The organism is Mesorhizobium sp. M0217, assembly GCF_040321955.1.
Lineage (GTDB): Bacteria > Pseudomonadota > Alphaproteobacteria > Rhizobiales > Rhizobiaceae > Mesorhizobium.
This window is the reverse complement of record NZ_JAMYSN010000002.1, coordinates 60,233-80,109: the sequence shown is the minus strand read 5'-3', so window position 1 is coordinate 80,109 and position 19,877 is coordinate 60,233. Positions and strand designations below refer to the sequence as shown.

21 protein-coding genes and 1 tRNA gene are annotated in these 19,877 nt (G+C 61.2%); 8 read left to right on the top strand and 14 right to left on the bottom strand.

Annotated elements, in window-relative coordinates:
* Positions 1–4 precede the first annotated feature (4 nt).
* Positions 5–838, bottom strand: coding sequence for a universal stress protein (locus tag NKJ18_RS04985; RefSeq protein WP_023729831.1), 834 nt, complete (start codon positions 836–838; stop codon positions 5–7).
* Between the two features lie 98 nt (positions 839–936).
* Positions 937–1,677: a competence/damage-inducible protein A gene (locus NKJ18_RS04980; RefSeq protein WP_023681539.1), complete on the bottom strand. Its 741-nt coding sequence runs from the start codon at positions 1,675–1,677 to the stop codon at positions 937–939.
* Between the two features lie 175 nt (positions 1,678–1,852).
* On the opposite strand from NKJ18_RS04980, the gene NKJ18_RS04975 reads away from it, so the two are divergent.
* Positions 1,853–2,854, top strand: coding sequence for an alpha/beta fold hydrolase (locus NKJ18_RS04975; protein ID WP_352757910.1), 1,002 nt, complete (start codon positions 1,853–1,855; stop codon positions 2,852–2,854).
* A gap of 65 nt (positions 2,855–2,919) precedes the next feature.
* Complete coding sequence (locus tag NKJ18_RS04970; protein ID WP_023688343.1) at positions 2,920–3,192, top strand: hypothetical protein; 273 nt, start codon at positions 2,920–2,922, stop codon at positions 3,190–3,192.
* A 119-nt stretch (positions 3,193–3,311) separates the two neighbouring features.
* On the opposite strand, the gene NKJ18_RS04965 is transcribed toward NKJ18_RS04970, so the two are convergent.
* The 4 genes from NKJ18_RS04965 to NKJ18_RS04950 form a co-directional block, all read right to left on the bottom strand.
* Complete coding sequence (locus tag NKJ18_RS04965) at positions 3,312–3,551, bottom strand: DUF2188 domain-containing protein (RefSeq protein WP_023667535.1); 240 nt, start codon at positions 3,549–3,551, stop codon at positions 3,312–3,314.
* 59 nt (positions 3,552–3,610) lie between these two features.
* Positions 3,611–3,889 carry a DUF982 domain-containing protein gene (locus NKJ18_RS04960; RefSeq protein WP_032891817.1) on the bottom strand — a complete coding sequence of 93 codons (279 nt, stop codon included), beginning with the start codon at positions 3,887–3,889 and terminating at the stop codon, positions 3,611–3,613.
* An 84-nt stretch (positions 3,890–3,973) separates the two neighbouring features.
* Positions 3,974–4,288 (bottom strand): SH3 domain-containing protein, encoded by a 315-nt coding sequence (locus tag NKJ18_RS04955; RefSeq protein ID WP_023691186.1) that lies wholly within the window; start codon positions 4,286–4,288, stop codon positions 3,974–3,976.
* A gap of 124 nt (positions 4,289–4,412) precedes the next feature.
* Positions 4,413–5,510, bottom strand: coding sequence for an NADH:flavin oxidoreductase/NADH oxidase (locus tag NKJ18_RS04950; protein WP_352757909.1), 1,098 nt, complete (start codon positions 5,508–5,510; stop codon positions 4,413–4,415).
* 144 nt (positions 5,511–5,654) lie between these two features.
* Here NKJ18_RS04950 and NKJ18_RS04945 point away from each other — a divergent pair, with 144 nt between their 5' ends.
* Entirely contained in the window at positions 5,655–6,233 is a 579-nt protein-coding gene (locus NKJ18_RS04945) for an NUDIX domain-containing protein (protein WP_023667531.1), read from the top strand.
* An 89-nt stretch (positions 6,234–6,322) separates the two neighbouring features.
* Positions 6,323–7,294, top strand: coding sequence for an ATP-grasp fold amidoligase family protein (locus tag NKJ18_RS04940; RefSeq protein WP_352757908.1), 972 nt, complete (start codon positions 6,323–6,325; stop codon positions 7,292–7,294).
* 375 nt (positions 7,295–7,669) lie between these two features.
* On the opposite strand, the gene NKJ18_RS04935 is transcribed toward NKJ18_RS04940, so the two are convergent.
* Entirely contained in the window at positions 7,670–7,858 is a 189-nt protein-coding gene (locus NKJ18_RS04935) for a hypothetical protein (protein ID WP_023688348.1), read from the bottom strand.
* Positions 7,859–8,582: 724 nt separating this feature from the next.
* Positions 8,583–8,804: a hypothetical protein gene (locus NKJ18_RS04930; RefSeq protein WP_023681532.1), complete on the bottom strand. Its 222-nt coding sequence runs from the start codon at positions 8,802–8,804 to the stop codon at positions 8,583–8,585.
* An 86-nt stretch (positions 8,805–8,890) separates the two neighbouring features.
* Here NKJ18_RS04930 and NKJ18_RS04925 point away from each other — a divergent pair, with 86 nt between their 5' ends.
* Entirely contained in the window at positions 8,891–9,754 is an 864-nt protein-coding gene (locus NKJ18_RS04925; protein WP_352757907.1) for an ATP-dependent DNA ligase, read from the top strand.
* Here the strand turns inward: NKJ18_RS04925 and NKJ18_RS04920 are convergent.
* Together NKJ18_RS04920 and NKJ18_RS04915 are read right to left on the bottom strand one after the other, a co-directional pair.
* Positions 9,751–9,999, bottom strand: coding sequence for a hypothetical protein (locus tag NKJ18_RS04920; protein ID WP_023695401.1), 249 nt, complete (start codon positions 9,997–9,999; stop codon positions 9,751–9,753). The genes NKJ18_RS04925 and NKJ18_RS04920 overlap by 4 nt on opposite strands.
* 890 nt (positions 10,000–10,889) lie before the next feature.
* Complete coding sequence (locus NKJ18_RS04915) at positions 10,890–11,081, bottom strand: hypothetical protein (protein ID WP_352757906.1); 192 nt, start codon at positions 11,079–11,081, stop codon at positions 10,890–10,892.
* 1,534 nt (positions 11,082–12,615) lie between these two features.
* On the opposite strand from NKJ18_RS04915, the gene NKJ18_RS04910 reads away from it, so the two are divergent.
* Together NKJ18_RS04910 and NKJ18_RS04905 are read left to right on the top strand one after the other, a co-directional pair.
* Positions 12,616–12,700, top strand: a tRNA-Leu gene (locus NKJ18_RS04910).
* Between the two features lie 247 nt (positions 12,701–12,947).
* Complete coding sequence (locus NKJ18_RS04905) at positions 12,948–13,331, top strand: hypothetical protein (RefSeq protein WP_352444061.1); 384 nt, start codon at positions 12,948–12,950, stop codon at positions 13,329–13,331.
* A 397-nt stretch (positions 13,332–13,728) separates the two neighbouring features.
* Here NKJ18_RS04905 and NKJ18_RS04900 read toward each other — a convergent pair whose 3' ends face one another.
* A complete protein-coding gene (locus tag NKJ18_RS04900; RefSeq protein WP_352757905.1) occupies positions 13,729–14,391 on the bottom strand; it encodes an outer membrane protein in 663 nt (220 codons plus the stop codon).
* A gap of 127 nt (positions 14,392–14,518) precedes the next feature.
* On the bottom strand, positions 14,519–15,370 hold the full coding sequence (locus tag NKJ18_RS04895; RefSeq protein WP_352757904.1) for an alpha/beta fold hydrolase: 852 nt from the start codon (positions 15,368–15,370) through the stop codon (positions 14,519–14,521).
* A gap of 247 nt (positions 15,371–15,617) precedes the next feature.
* Between NKJ18_RS04895 and ade the strand changes: the two genes are divergently transcribed.
* Entirely contained in the window at positions 15,618–17,429 is a 1,812-nt protein-coding gene (gene ade, locus NKJ18_RS04890; protein ID WP_023751503.1) for an adenine deaminase, read from the top strand.
* Positions 17,430–17,450: 21 nt separating this feature from the next.
* Here ade and NKJ18_RS04885 read toward each other — a convergent pair whose 3' ends face one another.
* Positions 17,451–18,614: an alpha/beta hydrolase gene (locus NKJ18_RS04885; protein WP_352653771.1), complete on the bottom strand. Its 1,164-nt coding sequence runs from the start codon at positions 18,612–18,614 to the stop codon at positions 17,451–17,453.
* Between the two features lie 133 nt (positions 18,615–18,747).
* Positions 18,748–19,821: an alpha/beta hydrolase gene (locus NKJ18_RS04880; protein WP_023695396.1), complete on the bottom strand. Its 1,074-nt coding sequence runs from the start codon at positions 19,819–19,821 to the stop codon at positions 18,748–18,750.
* Between the last annotated feature and the right edge of the window lie 56 nt (positions 19,822–19,877).

The window sequence follows — 19,877 nt, the reverse complement described above, 5'->3', positions numbered from 1 at the left end:
GGAGTTAACGCGACAAAAAGGCCGCCACCGGCACGCTGCGCAACACGGTGCGCGTGACGCCGCCGAACAAAAGCTGACGCAGCCAGGAATGGCTGTAGGCGCCGAGCACCAGAAGGTCGGCTCCGGTCTCGGCGATCCGGGTCTGGATGACGTCATCGACCGAGGCGTTGCCCGATTTCTGCACCGACACGCTGACCGTTGCGCCATGCCTGGAGAGTGCTGCGGCGATCTCGGCGCCGGCGGCTTCCGGGTTGTCATCCAGCGTATCCGGCGGATCGATGACCAGAATGTCGGTCTTTTCGGCCTCGATGATGAAGGGCAGCGCGTCGAAGGCGGCACGCGCCGCCTCCTTGCTGCCGTTCCAGGCCAGCAGCACATGTTTGAATGTGGTGACCAATGGCCCCTCATGCGGCACGACCAGCACTGGCCGGCCGGCATCGTAAACCAGCGTGTCGACATCGGCGCTCGTGTCGCCCCCGGTCTCGCGCTGCGCGGCAATGATCAGATCGGCGGCGCGCACGCTGGAAATACCCGTCAGCGCGCTGTCGCCGGAAAAGCTCTCGAGGCTGCGCCATTCGAAGGACAGGCCGGAATTCTCGATCTGCCGAACGAAAAGCGCCTGCAATTTCTCGGCGCGCTCGCGGTTCATGTCGGCGGAGACCTGCAGGAACTCGGTGTCGGGGAAGCCGGTTGCCGAGGTGTAGGGAACGGGCAGCGCTTCGGCATGGATGCCGATGAGATGGCTCTCGAACCGGTCGGCAAGCGGGATGGCGCAGTCGAGCACGCGTTCGGCGTCCTGTTCGTTCTGCAATATGGCGACGATGGTCTTGAAGCGCATGCGAAATCCCTCAAATCTGCCAGCGCGTGCTGCGCCCGAGGGAAAACGTGGGAGTGCGGTGCTTGGTTCCGGCCCGGCGATGGTCCGCGAACCCAGGGTCAATTGGCGGCGGTGAAGCCGGCCACCATCGCCTCGACGTCCTTGCGTGCCGAATCCAGCGCCTCCTGGCTGCGGGCGCGGACCACCAGCTCCGTCCAGAATTTGCCGTCGCCATATTTCGGATAGGAGCCGATGATGGTGTCGGGATGCGCCTTCTGGATGTCGCCCAGGGGACCGCCGATCAGGCCTTCGCCGAACGGGCAATGGACGGTGGCCGACAGCATCTTGGTGCCGGCCTTCAGCGTCGGCACGACATTGTCGAGCATGGCCTGGAAAATCGCCGGCACGCCGGCCATGACATGGACGTTGCCGATGCGAAAGCCGGGCGCGACGGAGACCGGATTGTCGATATGGTCGGCGCCGCGCGGCATGCGCGCCATGCGCTTGCGGGCCTCGGTGTATTCGATGCCGCGCGCGGCATAGCTCTCGCCCAGCATGGCATAGGCCTTGGCGTCGTATTCGCACGGCACCCCAAAAGCCTTGGAAACGGAATCGGCGGTGATGTCGTCATGCGTCGGGCCGATGCCACCGGTGGTAAAGACATAGGTGTAGCGGGCGCGTACGGCATTCACCGCAGCGACAATCTCGTCCTCCTCGTCGGGAACGATGCGCACTTCCTTCAGGTCGATGCCGATGGCCGTCATGATGTCGGCGAGGTGGCCGATATTTTTATCCTTGGTGCGGCCGGACAGAATCTCGTCGCCGATGACAAGCATGGCGGCAGTGACGATTTCAGGCATGGAAGGCTCCGGCAAACAGGCCCGTTGGCAGACAAGGTCGCCTGAGGCAGAAAGAAGGTCGCCTGAGATAGCGCGCCATCGAACTGGCGGCAATGCCGACACAAGCCGCCATCTGCCTTGCCGAGCGTTCGTCAGTGGGTGATGGTGCGCGCCGGTCCGCTTCCCGGGTGAAAACATGCTGGTATCGATTCTGCTTTGGCTTGTCGCCGGCCTGTCCGTGCTGGCTCTCGTCATCGTGGCCTGTCTGGTGGCCGCTACGCTCTGGATTGCCGCCAAGGCCGAAAGGCTGGTGCCGGCCAGCGGAAACTTCGTCGAGATCGACGGCAGCCGCATCCATTATGTCGAAACGGGCGAGGGACGGCCGATCCTGTTCGTGCACGGACTTGGCGCGCAGCTCCACCAGTTTCGCCACACGCTGTTTGAGCGCTTTGGCCCTGGCTACCGCCTCATTGCACTCGACCGGCCGGGATCGGGCTATTCTGTTCGCGCGCGAGGAGCCACCGGCCGTCTGCCTGAACAGGTCGAGATCATCAGGCGCTTCATCGAAACACTCGGGCTGGAAAGGCCGCTCGTGGTCGGGCACTCGCTGGCGGGCGCCGTCGCGCTGACCCTGGCCTTGGAGCATCCCGGCGCGATTTCCGGCATCGCTTTGCTGGCGCCGCTGACGCATCTGGAAGCCGGCGCCCGCGAGAAAGCGGGCCTGCTCTATATCCGTTCGCGGCTTTGGCGCTGGATCATGGCCTACACCGTCGCGATACCGACAAGCCTCAGATATGCGCGGCAGACACTGGAGTTCATCTTCGCGCCGCAGGCCGTTCCCGCCGACTACATGATCGATGGCGGCGGATGGCTCGGGCTGAGGCCAAGCCATTTCCATGCAACCTCCACCGATTTCGTAGCGGTCGAACAGGATCTTGGCCGCATCGAAGAGCGCTATGAAGAGATCGCCATGCCGGCCGGCATTTTCTTCGGGACAGCCGATCGCGTCATCGCCATGCGCATACATGGGGAGCCGATGAAGGACAGGATCGAAGGGCTCGATTTCGAGACGGTCGAAGGCCTCGGCCACATGCCGCAATTCGTCGAGCCGGACCGCGTCATCGCCTTCATCAAGCGCATTGCCGAGCGGACATTCGCCGGCCAAGACCTCACCACAGCCTCACAACAATTTCACTGAACCATTCGGCTGATATCCGGTTTTACCCCGTGTCGCACCCAAGGCGGCGGATACGGAGTAATTCAATGTACAGGAAAGTTTTTGCAGCATCCGTGCTGACGATCGGTCTTGCCACATCGGCGATGGCGCAGTCATCGGACAGCACGTATTCCAACCATCACAGCTGGTGGCCGTTCGGGAACGAGCAGTCATCGACCGTCGACCAGAGCACCACCGGCAGCATCAATGCCGACGGCAGCCAAGGCTATGGCGGCGCTACGGGGCCGTGCGCCTCCGACCCGTCAGGACCCTATGGAAATGTGAGGCCCAACGTGAACGATCAATATTGCGGCAAGTGATCAAGCCGCGGCTTCGACTGACCGGCAGGATGTCCCGCCTGTTTGTTTTGACACGCAATTCCCAAGGGAATTGCTTAGGCGAGCATCCATGGCCGGCAGCGAAAGCTGAGGGGCAAGGATCAGTCGGAAACTTCGGTCTGCGGCCGGTCGCGGCCGTCGGCCAGTTCGTCGTGCCACTTGCCTTCGGCATCCTCATACTGAATGCCGTCCGTGGCGCCGGCGATCTGCTGTTCGGCCGAGGCGATCTCGGCGGCGCGCAGCGCATCCTGGTGGGTCGGGAATGTCTCCGAGAATGTCGAACCGACCTTGTAGGCCCAGCCCCCGTCATGCTCGACGATCTTGTAAGTCAGCTTCGCCATGAAATCCTCCGGTTCGTCCGTCCGCTCAATGCGGCCCGTTATTCAATGCTATCTGGGCTTCAATGCAACTTGGCGTCTGGCAGCCGGTCTTCGGGAACCAGCACTTCCGATTCCTTGGCCGCTTCGATCAAAGCCCTGCGTGCATCGGCCGTCGAACGATAACCTTCCAGCACTTTGAGGCAAGTGTCGAGAGCATCACGATGGCGCGGGCCGCGATTGAGCGGCCACACCGTCATCAGACACTCCGCCGCTTCCTGGGTGCTGCGGATCTGGCGATATTTGCCGACATGGCCGAGTTCGACCACGACCGGGGTTTCAAAAGGTTTGTTATCCATGATGGCCGCAACGCAAAGCAGCCAATATGGTTGCAAAAGTGGCCGTCAGCCTGCGCCCAAACGTCTCACCAACCGCAATCGTTGGTCTCAGTAACCGCAGTCGTTGCGCAGCCAGTGGGCGTTGGCCCAGCCGGTCCGTCCGCCGATTTCGACCTGGTACCAGTTGCCGCGGCGGTCGAAAATCTCCGTGTGGTCGCCGTTGAACAATTGCCCGATCATGCGCGACGACGAGTTCGGCCGTGCGCGCACGGCGAGAAACCCGCTGCCGGTATCCAGATCGTAGTGCCTGGACAGGCCGTGCACCGTGCCTTCGCAATATTGCGCGCCGACCGGAGACGACGCGGCGAACGACAGCGCAACCACCAGAGCGGCTGCCGCCGGATAGATTGCCCTTGATGCCATGGACTTTGCTCCCAATCCGGCCGCCAAGGCGGCCTGCCCCCAGGGACTATAGCGGGCGGATTAAAGCGAAGCTGCGGCAATCTGTCCAGCAGATGCTTTTGGCGCATCCGTCGGCACTGCCTGTTCAGCCCTTCGTCCAGTGCTGCATCGTGGTCACCGAGCGGGCGAGCTGTGGCGCGGGATGGATTTTTTCGCTGAAGGTGGCGGCGGCGCGCCAGCCCCAGCGCGGATCGGCGAGGAAGGCGCGGGCCAGCGCGACCATGTCGGCGCGGCCGTCGGCGACGATCGCCTCTGCCTGCGCGGGATCGTCGATCAGGCCGACAGCCCGTGTCGGGATGCCGGCGCCCTTGCGCACCGCTTCGGCCAGATGCACCTGATAGCCGGGGCCGGTCGGCAGCTTCTGCAACGGCGAATTGCCGCCGCTCGAACAGCAGAGATAGGCAACATCAAGCGCCTTCAAGGCTTTGGCCACCTCGATCGCGTCCGCGACCTCGAAACCGCCATCGACCCAGTCCTTTACCGACAGGCGGGCGCCAAGCATCAGGTTTGGAACCGCCTTCCTCACCGATTTGGCGATCTCGATGAGGAAACGCATGCGGTTTTCCAGCGAGCCGCCCCAGCGGTCGGTGCGCTGGTTGGAAAGCGGCGACAGGAACTGAAAGATCAGATAGCCGTGCGCGGCGTGCAGTTCGAGGAAGTCGAAGCCGGCGCGCTCGGCCCGCCTCGCGGCTTGAGTGAAGCGCTCGATAAGCTGCAGGATTTCATCCTCCTCCACCGCATGCGGCACATTCCAGCCGGTGTCATAGGCGATGGCCGAGGCCGAGACGGTCTGCCAGGGATCCTCGCCCGGCTGCAATGGGCCGCCACCTTCCCAGGGCTTTCGGTTGGAGGCCTTGCGGCCCGCATGAGCAAGCTGAATGCCGAATTTCGTTTCCGGCGCGGCGACGCGCTTTGCTGCATCTAGCGTGCGCCGGGCGGCCGCCTCGTTGTCGTCGGAATAGAGGCCGAGGCAGCCATGGGTGATGCGGCCGCGCCGTTCGACGTCGGTCATCTCGACGGTGACCATGCCGGCGCCCGACATCGCCAGGTTCATCCAGTGATAGAGATGCCAGTCGCTGGCCGAGCCGTCTTCGGCGGAATACTGGCACATCGGCGCCACCGCGATACGATTCGGAAAGGTCAGGCCATCGAGGGCGATCGGCTGGAAAAGCGCTGCGGTCATCAAAAAAACTCCGGAGAGGGACTGCAGCTATTTAGGCGATGGCAGTTGCCGGCACCAGACACGAGGCGGTGAAAGCTTCGCCGTTTTGGTTGCGCGCAAAACCGTTCGCGGTTACGCCATGGCGCCGACAGCTTGGAGCTCATCATGGAAGATCGTATCCGCATCCGCTCGGAGGAAGTCCTGTCCGACGACTGGGCGGTTCTGAAGAAGACCGTCCTCGATTACCGCCGGCGCGACGGGCAGTGGGAGACGCAGATTCGCCAGACCTACGACCGTGGCGACGGCGCGGTGATCCTGCCTTTCGATCCCGAGCGTCAGACGGTGCTTCTGGTGCGGCAGTTCCGCTACCCCGCCTACGTCACCGGCCACCGCGAACCGCTGATCGAGGCCTGCGCCGGCCTGCTCGACAAAAACGATCCCGAAACCGCCATCCTCAAGGAGGCCGAGGAAGAGCTCGGCTATCGCTTACAGAACATCGAGCGGCTGTTTTCCCCCTATATGAGCCCAGGCAGCGTCACCGAACGGCTGTGGTTCTTTGTGGCGCGCTATTCACCCGCCGACCGCATCTCGGCCGGCGGCGGCGCGGCCGACGAGGGCGAGGACATCGAGGTTCTGGAAATGCCTCTTGATGAAGCGCTGGCCGGCATTTCAGACGGCCGCATCATCGACGCCAAGACGATCATCCTGATCCAGCATTTGAAACTGTACCCGATGAAGGGCTAGCTCGGCGAAGCTCGACGTGCCTCACTGCTGCGGGCAGGGTGGCACGTCCACTTCGCGGATGAAGTTGCGCAGGTTGCAAGGACACCGGAATGGCGCGTGGCGCAAAGGCATGGCTGAAGCGAAACAGCGCGCGGGCATCTCTCCTGTTGCTGAACGCCGCGCTGCTTGTCCGCTACCGCCGGTTGACCCAGCGTTTCCTTGAGCGGATGCGGCATCTGCCGAATTTTGCAGCCCCGGTGACGTTCACGGAAAAGATCCACTGGCGCAAGATTTTCGATGACGATCCTCGCTTTACCGGCCTTCTCGACAAGCTCAAGTCCAAGGAAATCGTCAGGGAGCGGCTTCCCGGGCTCGCCATCCCGGAGGTGCTGTGGCAGGGCGACGATCCGCGCCAGATCCCTTTCGATGACCTGAAAATCCCCTACGCCGTCAAATGCAACCACGGTTGCGCCATGAATGTCATCGTTCGTGATCCGGCCAACGCCGACCGGGAGGCGATCATTGCCGAGATGACGGAATACCTTGGCCAAACCTATGGCGCCCGCAAGCTGGAGCGCAGCTATGCGCACATAGAGCGGCGGGTTTTCGTCGAAGCGCTTGTCGGCAAGGACCAGGATTATGACCCGGTCGACTACAAATTCTGTGTGCTGGCTGGCCACGTCGCCTACATTGTCGTCGTCGCCTTCCGTTCCACGGTCAAGAATACCGCCCACCTGGATCGCGATTGGCGCCCGCTGAACATCGTCCAGGGCGCGATCGACTCGAGCCTGGAAATTCCCCCTCCCAAGAGCCTGGCGCGGATGATCGAGGCAGCCGAGGCGCTCGGCAGCGAGTTCGACATGGTGCGTGTCGATTTCTACGAGGAGGAGGGGGAGCCGATCTTCGGAGAATTCACGGTCTACCCACGCAGCGGCTTGCTGCAATTCGACCCGGCTGCGTTCGACCGCGAACTGGGCGCGCATTGGGATATTGGCGCGTCAGGTTACCTCAGTCGTTTGCCCAGCCGATTTGCCCAACGATACAAGGCGATGCTCGTCGCCGCCGGCTATCTCGACGTTTGAGATGGCTGCCTTGGGTGGCGTGCCACCCGAAGCTCGAAGAGCGAAGGGTGGTGCGGAGAACCCATACGATTAGAGATCGAGGGAAACTGATAGCTCAGCAGGTCAATAGCCGTGATTTCGAAGTGCTGCCTCAACTGAGCCGTAGCGGTCAATTTGCCCTGCTGGGATCAATCTTCGTGAGCCGCTGCCTGGTCTCGACCACGCGCCTTTGCGCAGATCGGATTCGGCAACACAAGGCGAGATTCATAGCGACGCCGCAGTCTTCATCGAGCAAGTTTTCAGCGCCCTTCCTGCTGCGACTCGGCCGATTACCGCTAAGGTTACCGGCAAGCTCTCCCACGTCCGGACTGGGTCGAGATCATTTGAAGAACTCTTTCAGCTTGTTGAGTCGACTGTCGCCAGAGGCCTTCCGGCCTTCAGGACACGCCGCCTCGCCGATCGTATCCTGCTGGATAAAGCGAGGTTCTCAGCCACCATTTTCTCGCTGAGTACCAGCGCGAACTCGGTCTGTTTGATGCGCTGCTGAGCATCAGCGAGTTGCATCGTGAAAAGATCGGTTGCCATTGTTGATCCGGGATCCGCGAGATTCATGATTGCGTAACACATGGCGGCCGAAATCGTTCCTAGTTGTCGGGCGAAGCCGGTGCCGCAAAGGGCGGCTGAGTTTGAACTTCCGACCCGACCAGACGTCCGCGAGCGCCAAGGCATCGAGAGCCCAGTGATCGGAGGGCCACTACGAGCGGGCGCAACCCGACCACTTAAGTGATCAGCCTCGCTACAGCCTTGACAGGTACAGTCGCGGCCTCATCAAGGGGAGGTATCAATGGTCTCGGCGATTGGAAACCAACATCGGCAGGCAGCTGAAACTCGACCGAAACCCGCAAAGACAGAACCGGGCGAAGGATTTGCGCCAGGCAAAAGCGCAGACAGCGTAGGACATCGCGCCAAGGCAATGGCGGCAGAAAGTGGCGACACGGATTCTGGCGCCCAGGGGCGCGCCGCATCGACAATCGCCAGGATGGATATCACCGTTTTGGCTCCACAGAGCGAAGAGCCGCCTTTGGAGTAACCCGGGCGGCCGTGCCGCTGCCTCGGTCCTTGTGCAGCACGACGCGCGCTGGCTACGCTCGGTGGACATCGTCGTCTCGAAACACTTCGGGCGTTGCACTGCCGCGAGCCGCCTTCGCTGCTGGTCGAGGGGCTGTAACCCTTGGTGAGGCCGGCATCGCCTCGCCGGTCGTTGCGAGCCCACGATCGCGCGGCCAAGCGACCTTCCCTGTATCGGTCTCTATTTGATACTAGGGGACGGCGGTTTCATCACGGGCAATTGCAGCTGGTCAATGGTTGCGACGATGCCGGCGGCAATGGCTTCCGCCTCATGGATCAGTTCCGGACCATAGAGCCCATTGACCATCTCTTCGCTCGGCAGCACGCCAGGAGGACAGTGCTCTTCCATTGTGCGCCGGATGAGCGTCAGCGCTGCCCGGCATTGGTCGGCTTCGATCTTCATAGCCCTTCAAACATCCAATTCGTCTAAAATGTTCCGGAACTAATTTAGCGCTAGCTAATTGAAGTCGCAGTTCTGCGAGTCAGTGCATGCGTCTGAAATTCATCAAGCCCATGGAACCCGAACTGGTCGACACGCCGCCGATGGGCGATGATTGGATTCATGAGATCAAATTCGATGGGTACCGCACCCAGGTCATCAAGGATGATGACGGGATTCGGCTGATCACCAAGAACGGTTATGATTGGACGGGCCGCTACATCCAACTTGCCGGTGAGGCGGAAGCGATGGAGGCGAAAGACTTCATCATCGACGGCGAGACCATTACGATCAATGAGGCTGGCCTATCCGACTTCCATGCGCATCAATCAGCCGCGACCAGCCGCAAGCCGTCGCGCGATCTGTATCTGCCAGCATTCGACCTCTTGCATCTGAACGGGCATGACTTGCGGAACACGCCGGTGGAAGACCGTCGCGAGATCCTCCGGGCGTTGATCCCGGACGGTGGCCGAATCCAGTTCAGCGAAGCGATGCCGGGCACTGGCGACGCCGTCTTTCATCTGGTTGACCAGGCTGGGCTTGAAGGTATCGTTTCAAAGCGGAAGGGCAGCAAGTATCGGTCGGGTCCGACGACGAACTGGCGCAAGATCAAGTGCTATGCCGAAAAGGAGATGGACATCATCGGCGTGCAGCGCGAGGCCGGCAAGCCTGCCATGGTGCTGATGGCCGACAAAGGCCACTATGCCGGCGGCGCCTTCGTCACCTTCAAGGCGGACAAGCGCCAGCGCCTATGGGACCGCGTGCAAGGCAAGATTGGCGGGCCGGCGCCGAAAGGGCTCAAGAGTGACAAGGCCGAATGGCTAAAGCCGGGCCTGGTCGGCCGCGTGCGGTTCCTGAAGGGCGAGGAGAAGCTTCGCCATGCCAAGCTGCTGGATTTCCGGGAGGAGACTTAGCCCGGAGGCTTGTCCCGGGGCTGTGCCGGTCCTGTCCCGTTCCACTGGATGAACTTCGCCCTCTGGCCGGTGATGGTCTCGATCGACTTCAACAGGGGTCCATGGACCTTGCGTAGAGCTTGGTAGTGCTCGCCGTGGTACGCCAGGAGCGGCCCGACGATGCTCTTGTGCAGCGCTTCGGCTGCCGCCAGGAAGCGCTCGATTTCAGCCCGGGAAAGTTGTTCCGAAGGTTTGGTTCTGGCCATTGGCGCTCTCCATTGAGGGTCGCCGCAACGAGGACTATAATCCTGCATGCCGGACTGCCTGACAAGAGGGCTCGCCAGCCTTACCCCGCAGGTAGCAGTAGGGCGACGGCGTCAAGCGCAGCCATCAGGAGCAGCCACCAGCAAAGATGAGCAACGGCAGGCCCGGCGACCTCCTTTGGCACACGGGACAACAAGAAGGTCGCCGAGCCTTACCGGCGCTGCTTTGTGAGGGAGACGACGCCGGATGAGATGAGAGTATGCGATCGTGCTAATCTCTACGAACCATGCGAACGAAGGAAAGCCTTGTGGCACCGACGTTGAGATCAAGGTCGGCGGGGCGCTGATCGCTGCGGCAGGATTCTTCCAAAGCGGTAGTGAGTCCAGAGCGGAACATTAGCGTGGGCTAACGGTTAATTCGGCAGTGTTCCGAACCGTGATTGGTAGAGCGATGGTGACGTTTCATCTTGTCTATTTTTCCGGCCTGACGGCAGACCAGCTGCTAGGCAGCGCCGTTTCTATCCTGGCGTGTTTGCTGCTTTATAACGCTCTGGCTACGGACGCCTGACTGATAGGTCGGCCAGCGGCCCGGCATCCTTGGCAGCCGGCGATTGCCATCCCGATGCCAACTCCTATCACGAGGCCAAAGACAAGCTTGCCGACGAAATCAATGGCGAGGGCCGGACAGGACGCCACACGTCCAGGCAGGGCTCTCTGAGGGCATTGGCGATGCCCGTTGCCTCAAGGTGGCGAGCTTTTTCGTTAATGGGCCTCCGCGCTGGGCAATCTGTTCCAAGAGCTTCTGTGATGCCTCTATGACGCGGCAAACCTTGGAAAAGGTTTCCGTGGCAGGACCGGGGTACGATTCTAACAAACTACAGCTGTATAGGCCACTAGCGCCCGACGATCCGGCTAATCATGTCGTCGTCAGGTGCGCTGTCGGTGAATTCCCGTAGGAGCGCCTTCGCGTGGTCTACCCAATGCTCTTCAGCCAGGTCCAGCTCCCGAACGGATCTCCTGAAGGTCTCGCACACCACATCGAAATCGAAGGCGTTAATGCTGTAGCCTTCCTCGTCATGGTCCATCGGCCGCCTCCCCCAATGGGGGAAACTGTACGGAATCGTACGAAGCAAGTGCAAGGGCATTCAAAAGCAATTGGCTGATGCCGCCCGATCGTTCCACAATGTGTTGCTAATATGCAGCACCGACTGAATCTCCGATCAGCGGCACTTGTGGTTGGTTCCAACAGCTGCACGTTGACGGCAAGATGCCAAAGCCAACGACATGCGGGCGACGAAGATGGACAAGCGACAAAACACAAGAAATGTTGAGTTGGTCGGTCTTCTGGCCGTGCCGTTGTCAGTTCTAATCACGCTGCTGATAGCTGGAGTGATCCTTTGCTGAAATGTTTGAGTGGCAAAAGGCTGGGGCGGCGGTTTTTCCCCTTTGAAAGAAGTCACCATGTCCCAATCGGTCGAACCCCCGATTGCCAGAGGATAGCCCAGACCGTGAGGTGAACTGTGAAGTCGCATTAGAAGCCGCGTTTGCGGCTTGGTGACTGCGTCAGAAGCGCAAGGTCGGACGCCACAGGAAACGGCTGCAACTCTTCTTAAAATCGCGACGGAGCATGCCCACCGGGTTGAGGCCGCTGCGGCCCCAGCCGGCTCCCGTTCTGCGGCCACATCCTGATCTCATAATGACCGTCAAGGCCGGACGACGGGTATTTCTCATGTCGGCCTTCATTGTAAGTTCCGGTACTTCGGAAGGCATCCTCGATGTCGACATGCTCCATAGCGTATGAAGAGCTACCAGCACGCTTGTAATATTGCTTTTGATCGCTGCGATGTGGTCGACGTTCCGACCGTGGCACGTCGATGACTATGAACTCGGCGTTTTGGTCGGCATTCGATGCAAATCCAGCGACACGGATACCGTCGTTTTTCGGATGCAGTAGATCCCCAACTGCCGAGCTTACGACCGAAGGGGCTACTTTCCAGTTCGGGATTGGCTCAGCGCAGTTGCGCAGTCAGCCCCGTCACTGTTCTTACGGCAGCCAATACCGAACACCAAAACACGACCGGCCGAATTGATGAAGGCTGACAGTGCTTTTGCCAACGCCGCCCGACCATCCTTAGTTGGTTGTTCGTGAGGTGTGAAAGCGGGCCCCTGTTTCCCCGACCGCAGGTGTCTTGAAGTCTAGCTAGGCTTTTCCTGCATCTCGGCCTCAACTGCTCATTTAGCAGAGCTTCCCTATGAGCGACCAAGTCTTGAAAATCCAGCAAGGCAGTTCCCGGCTTTGTATCCCGGCTGCCCCTGCGGCTACCCGCGTCAGCCTGTTCTATGGTAGCCAGTGAGTTCGTACGGAACGATCCTAAGCATTTCAACTGGTGCGGACGACGGGAATCGAACCCGTACGATCAGAGATCGAGGGATTTAAAGTCTCTTTTTCTGCGTGTTTCTCGCTCAATAGCCTGAAAACCAGGACGTCGAGCTGATGGTGAGTCTGGTTTTCTCCCACATTTGAGGGAAATCCCACGATATTTCCCACGCAATCAAGTGTGCGAGCATGCTCCCTCGCTCTTTGCAAAATCCCACACCACGGGTACATGTGCGGGCACTGCGGGCGTGGTGAAATTGGTATACACACCGGACTTAAAATCCGGAGGCTTCGGCCATGCGGGTTCAAGTCCCGCCGCCCGCACCATGCTTCGAGCATGCTCCCTCGCTCTTTGCAAAATCCCACACCACGGGTACATGTGCAGGCACTACGGGCGTGGTGAAATTGGTATACACCGGACTTAAAATCCGGAGGCCTCGGCCATGCGGGTTCAAGTCCCGCCGCCGGCACCATGCTTCCCATAGGATCGCATCACGGTACGGAGGCAATTTTAAACATGGTTAGGCGACCATCTAAAAAACCAGCGAAAAAGATGTCAGCCGGACCGCTCAGCTTGGCGCTGCGATTGGATGCCATGGGCGTAACCGCATACATGACCAAAGCTGCAATTGAGGACCTCATCAAAGAGCTAGTCAGGATTAGCGCGTCCGATCCGGAGGAACTCCACGATGTGCATCTTGCGATGCACTTCGGCGGCTGGACGCCCTCAGGCGAATATATCGCGCCGAGTTTCGGCCATCACCATGGGCTTGGATCAATCCTGACCAAACTGCGCAACGAGCAACTGAAGGATGGTATGACGGAGGCGGAAATCGAACGCGGCATTACGCCAGATGAGGCTTATCGGGCTTTCGATATCACCATCATGCATGTGTCCCCCGAGGTGGTTCAGCGCGTGGCCATCGAAAATGAAATGGCCGAAAAGCAGCAGTACTGACCAGCCGTAGGAAATCTAAATTATGGTGTTTCCGGTTTGATTTCGGACACCGTCGGCCACTCGTTGGCAGAGCAAATGTATTCGCATTTGCCGCACCTTATCTTGGCTCTCTCGTCATGGATATCTTCGCCCGCTTCAAGGTCGAAGCCGGGATTTCCGCACTTTGGGCAAACTCCGTAACCGATACGTTCAACAACCCTAACCCACGCCATCCCTTGCTCCAGTTGACGGCAAATTTTAAGTCCCTTGCGTCTACCAATTCCGTCCGCAGGCCTGCCCTTTTCAGACGCCAGCGAAAACCCGTCAAGCCATCTTTTGCCGAGTGTCGGACTCATGAAAGGTGGTTCGCGATTTCAAAACAATTGTTTGTGGCGAAAATCTCAGTCGCCGAGAAGGCTCAGAATTTGTAGCTGAGATTAATACTAACCGCGTTCAGCTTCACATCCTGATCGCGATCGTTGAAGGGTTCCGCTACGTCATAGTGCTCGGAGCCGAAATCATAATAGCGATATTGCGCGCCGACGATGAATTTGTCGGTCAGCGCATAGTCGACGCCGGCGCCCAAGGTCCAGCCGACATTCGTGCGTGTGCCGGCGAACGACGCGCCCGCGACTTGCGAAGTTTCGATGCCGGCAAAGGCGACGCCGCCGACGCCGTAGACCAGCACGCGGTCCATGGCGAAGCCCGCTTTGGCGTCGACAGATCCGAACCACTTGACGTCCGTGCGGAATGTGCTTCCAAGGCCTGATACGGCCGTACCGTCGACGGCGGAATAATTGAGCTCCGCCTCGGCGCCGAGCACTGCCTGGTCGAACTGCCACAGGCCGGCGACATGGCCCCCGACGAAACCGCCGTCAATGTCGGGCGCGATGGAAAACGGCGCGCCTTCCGTCACTGATATGTCGGACTGGCCCCAGCCGTAGCCGGCCTGCAGGCCGGCATAGTAGCCGGTCCAGTCGAAGCCTGGTTCGGTCATCGGCACCGCCATCGGGTCGGCGGCGAATGCCGGCCCGGCCAGAGCAATCAGAAATCCGGCACTGGCAATGGTCAGACAGCGCATCGAGTTCTCCGAAAAGGCGGTTCAGAAGGCGCCTTGCCGGAAGGTAATCCTATTCGCCGCAAAACGGAACCCATTGTTCAACAATCGGAATGTACCCGTTGCTGCGCTGGGTGCTCAGCTGGGGGCGCTATTTGGCGTCGATGAAGTCCAGCGCCGCCTGGCTATATTCGTCCGGCGCCTGCAGCATGGCGAAATGGCTGGCGTTGGGCAGGATGATGAGCTTGGCGCCCGGAATGACGGAGGCCATGTATTCGGTGTGTTCGCGCTTGATCGCCTCGTCATGGTCGCCGGCAACGATCGCAGTCGGCGTGGTTATCTTGCCGAGCTGTTCCTTGGTCCAGGCCGGCTCCGACTCCCACATGTGGCTGATCTGCGCCACGAAGGCATCGTACTGGTCGGGAGTCTTCGACAGTTTCTTGTAGTCGCGTCCCGAGCGGTCGATATAGGCGGCAAAGGTCTTGTTGGTCAGCACACCCGGATCGACGCCATCGGTGGTGACGTTGGCGGCCTGCGCAAAGAGCCTTGTCAGCCGCTCCGGATGATGCAGCGCGATGTCGATGCCGATAATGCCGCCGTCGCTCCAGCCGACAAGAGCGGTCTTGTCGATCTTGAGATAGTCGAGCAGCGCAAGATAGTCCGACGCCATGAGGTCATAGCCGTAAGGCTGCTCGGTGCGGGTAGAGCGGCCATGGCCGCGGCTGTCGGCGATAATAACCTTATGCGTCTTGGACATGGTCGCCACCTGGCTTGCCCAGATGTCGCCATGGCCAAGGCCGCCATGGATCAGGAGAATCGGATCACCGGCGCCGAAAACGGCGTAGTACATCTGAATGCCGTTGACCGGCGCATATCCGCTCTGTTCAGGCTTGGGCATGGCCGCCGGTTCGGGCAAGGTCTGCCAACGTTCCTCGGCGGATGCAAAGCCGGCCGAGATCAGGAACAGGGTGACGAAGGCGAGTGCTTTCAGGAACCGGGTCATGACTTCACCTCAGGAGGTTTCGGCCTCATCACAACAAAAACCCGCCTCGCGGCGGGTCGTCGGCGCAAATCAGCACCGTCGGCAGAATAGTAGCATAAGTGCCGGCACAAGCCAAACTGAATGACCGCCGTGACGCTCGCCGGTGTGAACGGGTGCAGCGCATCCGCCGATCATCGAGCGGATTTCGTCCGTGATCGCTGGCCAAAACCTTGCCGGCTTGGCACAGTCTGGCAAACAGGAGTCTTTCATGGCCAAGCAGCCGTCGGCGACGAAACCCAAGCCCTGGACCGAGATGGCGACGCATCTGGTCGACGTCGCGACGGGGCGCAAGCCTGCCGATCTCGTCATTCGCAACGGCCGCTGGGTGAACGTGCACTCCGGCGAAATCATAGCCGGCACCGACATCGCCATATCAGGCGGCCGCTTCGCCTATTGCGGGCCGAATGCCAGCCATGCCATCGGCCAGGGCACCAAGGTGGTCGACGCCGGCGGTCGCTATCTCGTGCCCGGCCTGTGCGACGCGCACATGCATGTCGAGAGCGGCATGGTGACGGTGACCGAGTTCTGCCGCGCCGTCATCCCGCACGGCACCACCTCGATGTTCATCGATCCGCACGAGATCGCCAATGTGCTGGGTCTGCCCGGCGTGCGGCTGATGCATGACGAGGCCGTCGCCATGCCGATCAACGTCCATGTCCAGATGCCGTCCTGCGTGCCGTCCGCGCCGGGGCTGGAGCATGCCGGGGCCGAACTGACGGTCGCCGATGTCGCGGAAGCGATGACCTGGGAAAACATCATCGGGCTCGGCGAAGTGATGAATTTTCCCGGTGTCGTGGCCAACGATCCGGTGATGTCGGGCGAGATAGCCGCCACGGTGCGAGCGGGCAAGACGGTCGGCGGCCACTATGCGTCGCGCGATCTCGGCCTGCCGTTCCATGGCTATGTCGCCGGCGGGCCGGAGGACGACCATGAAGGCACGCGCGCCGAGGACGCGATCGCCCGCGTGCGCCAGGGCATGAAGGCAATGCTGCGGCTGGGCTCGGCCTGGTACGATGTTGCCTCGCAGATCAAGGCGGTGACCGAGAGCGGGCTCGACCCGCGCAACTTCATCCTGTGCACCGACGACAGCCATTCCGGCACGCTGGTGCATGAAGGCCATATGGACCGGGTGGTGCGCCACGCCATCCAACAGGGATTGAAGCCGGTGACGGCGATCCAGATGGCGACGCTGAATACCGCCCAGCATTTCAAGCTGGAGCGCGAGATCGGCTCGATCGCGCCGGGACGGCTGGCCGATCTGCTGATCGTCGCCGATCTCGCCGCCATGACCATCGACGAGGTCTATGGCCGCGGTATCAGGCTGGCCAAGGGCGGCAAGCTCGAGATCGACATCCCGGCCTATGATTACCCCAAATCGGCGAAGAACACCGTCAAGCTCGGCAAGAAGCTGAAGCCAGGCGACTTCGACATTGCGGCGCCCAAGGGCGCCAACGAGGTGCGGGTGCGGGTCATCGGCGTGATCGAAAACCAGGCGCCGACGCGGGCGCTGGAGGCCGACCTGCCGGTCGAGGACGGGCTGGTCGCCATGGACCGCCGCAACGACATCTGCCAGATCGCGCTGGTCGAGCGCCACCGCGGCACCGGCGGCGTCACCAATGCCTTCGTCTCAGGCTTCGGCTATATGGGCGACTGCGCCATTGCGTCGAGCGTCGCACATGATGCCCACCACATCATCTGCGTCGGCACCAACAAGGAAGACATGGCGCTGGCCGTCAACCGCCTGGGCGAGGTCGGTGGCGGCGTGGTGCTGTTTTCAAAGGGCAAGGAACTGGCGCTTGTCGAAATGCCGATCGCCGGGCTGATGTCGGACGAGCGCGCCGAAATCGTGGCGGCCAAGGCCGAGAAACTCACCGAAGCAATGCGCAAGATGGGCTGCTCGCTCAACAACGCCTACATGCAGCACTCGCTGCTGGCGCTGGTCGTCATTCCGGAGCTCAGGATTTCCGATGTCGGCCTGATCGACGTGACGACGTTCCAGAAGGTCGATCTTTTTATCTGAGATCAGCCCGCTGCTTGGCTCTCATCCGCCGGTGGCGATGGTCAGCACCTTGAATGGCGTGGTGATGATGATCTCGGCGACGGATCCGACTGCCTTGCCGAGGCCTCGGCCGAGATTGTCGATCTGGCCCTGCGTGGGTTCGTCCGATGCCAGGCCGGCTGGAGCGCGCAGACGGTCGCCGAGCAATTGCACCAGGAACGGGTTGTCGGCGAATTTGGCGTGGTTCAGGCGGTCGCCGCCCTTGATCTGGCTGAGGTCGGCCACAACGACGCCGTAACTGGCAATGTCGGCGGCGTTGCCGTAGTCGCCGACGCGCGGCTTGTCGCCGGATAGCAGGCTGGACAGTCTCAGAGCACGGTCGTCGGCGGAAAGCAGGATGACGAACGGCCTGTCGGGCTTGCCGTAGCGGATCATCTGCTTCTTGAAGACGTCGACATCGATATCGGGCGATGCCAGGACGACACGGCCGAGCTTGCCGTCGAGATCGCGGTCGCCGGTGATGGCGAGCTGGCGCAGCGCTTCCATCGTCACCCAGGTTCCCATCGAATGCGCGATGATGTCGATGCTCTTGACCTTTGTCTTGGCGAGCATCCTGAGCGTCGCCTCGAGGTCGTCGCGCGCGGCGTTGGCGCTGTCCTTGTCGTAGATATAGCCCGTGGTCTTGCCGCTCGAAGCCCACGAAAACAGGATCGGCGTGCCGGGATATTCGGTGTCGTGGGCGATCTGCGCCAGCCGGTAGACCCCGTCGTCGAAGCCGTTGTTGAAGCCGTGGACGAAGACCAGCGCGCGGTCGCCATTCATGGTGATGTTGGCGCCGACGGCCTTGGCGAATTGCGAGGCGTCGCCATAGTGGACGACGTCGGTGGCGGTGAATTGCTTGGCCGGGTTCGAATTTGCCGAGCCCTTGGCGCGCTCGATGGCGCCGACCTGGTGGACCTTCGGCACGGTGACGTCGACGCGGGCGTAGCTGGTGGTCAGCGAGCGATCGCCATCGAACACCTGGCGTGGGTCCTTGGTCGCCTGCTTGCGGGTGGTGGCGACGAAGATTTCGTGGGTGGCCGCGATGTCGGAGGCAGGCACCGAAACCGTCGTCTCGTTCAACAGGTCATGGGTGTTCGGGCCGGCGCAGCCGGCGGCAGCGAGCGCGAACGCAAGGACCAGGACAGTCTTCCAACGCTCGTTCACGCGGGCTCCCGCTGGCGCATTGGCGCCGATTTCAATGTCGTAGAGGCAGAGACCGGCCCGGTCCAGTTGAAAGTGATCGGGCCGAGCGGCATTCGCGACCTCACGCGGCGACGGTCGCCGCAAGGCGACAGCCTTATTGTCCGAGCGCGCTGATACGGTCGGTCACCGTCTGGTCGCTGGCAAAGCCGTCATCCTCGCGCAGCCGCTGGCCGATCATCTTCACCAGTTCGGGATTGTCGGCGAATTTGGTGTGGTTGAAGCTGTCGCCTCCCTTGACCTTGGAGAGGTCGACCACGGTGACGCCATAAGCGGCGAGGTCGGCGGCATCCTTGTAGTCGCCGACGCGTGGCCGCGAGCCGGCGATCAGGCCTGAGAGCCGCAGCGCCCGGTCGTCGTCGGAGAGCAGCAGGATGAACGGCTTGTCCGGCTTGCCGTAGCGGCGCATCTGGCTCTTGAAGACGTCGACGTCGATGTCGGGAGAGGCCAGCACGACATCGCCGAGCTTGCCGCCGAGATCGCGGTCGCCGGTGATGGCCATCTGGCGCAGCGTTTCCATGGTCACCCAGGTTCCGAGCGAGTGGGCGACGATGTCGATGCGCCGCGCGCCGGACTGCTGCAGCATGCGCAATGTCACCTCCAGCTGATCGCGGGCGGCGCTGGCGCTTTCCTTGTCATAGACATAGTCGGTGGTTCTGGCGCCGGATGCCCAGGAAAACAGCACCGGCGTGCCGGGATAGCCGGAATCGTGGACGATCTGGGTCAGGCGGTAGACCGCGTCGTCGAAGCCGGTGTTGTAGCCATGCACGAAGACCATGACGCGGCCGCCGCGCGCGGCAATGTCGGCATTGAGCGCGCTTGAGAATTGAGGCTGCGCATCGTAGCCGACGACCTCGGAAGCCATGAAGTATTTCGCCGGGTCGTTCGACTTGCCGCGCGAGCGGCGCTCGATCTGGCCGGTCTGGTGGGTGCCGGGAACGGTGACGGTGACGCGGGCGTAGTTCAGCGTCGCCGAGCGTTCGCCGTCGAAAACTTTGTTGGGATCGTCGGATTTCTTGCGTGTGGTGGCAATGAAGATCGAGTGATTGCCCGAGATTTCGGTCACCGGCGTGGACATGACGGCGCTGCCGAGCAGTTCCTCGGTTTTGCGGCCGCCGCAGCCGGCGATCAACAGGGCAAGTGCAAGAATGCAAATCGTCTTCAAACGCACGTCAAAAATTCCAATCGAAAGATGAATTCACATAGAATTCACTTTGAGGCCCAAAG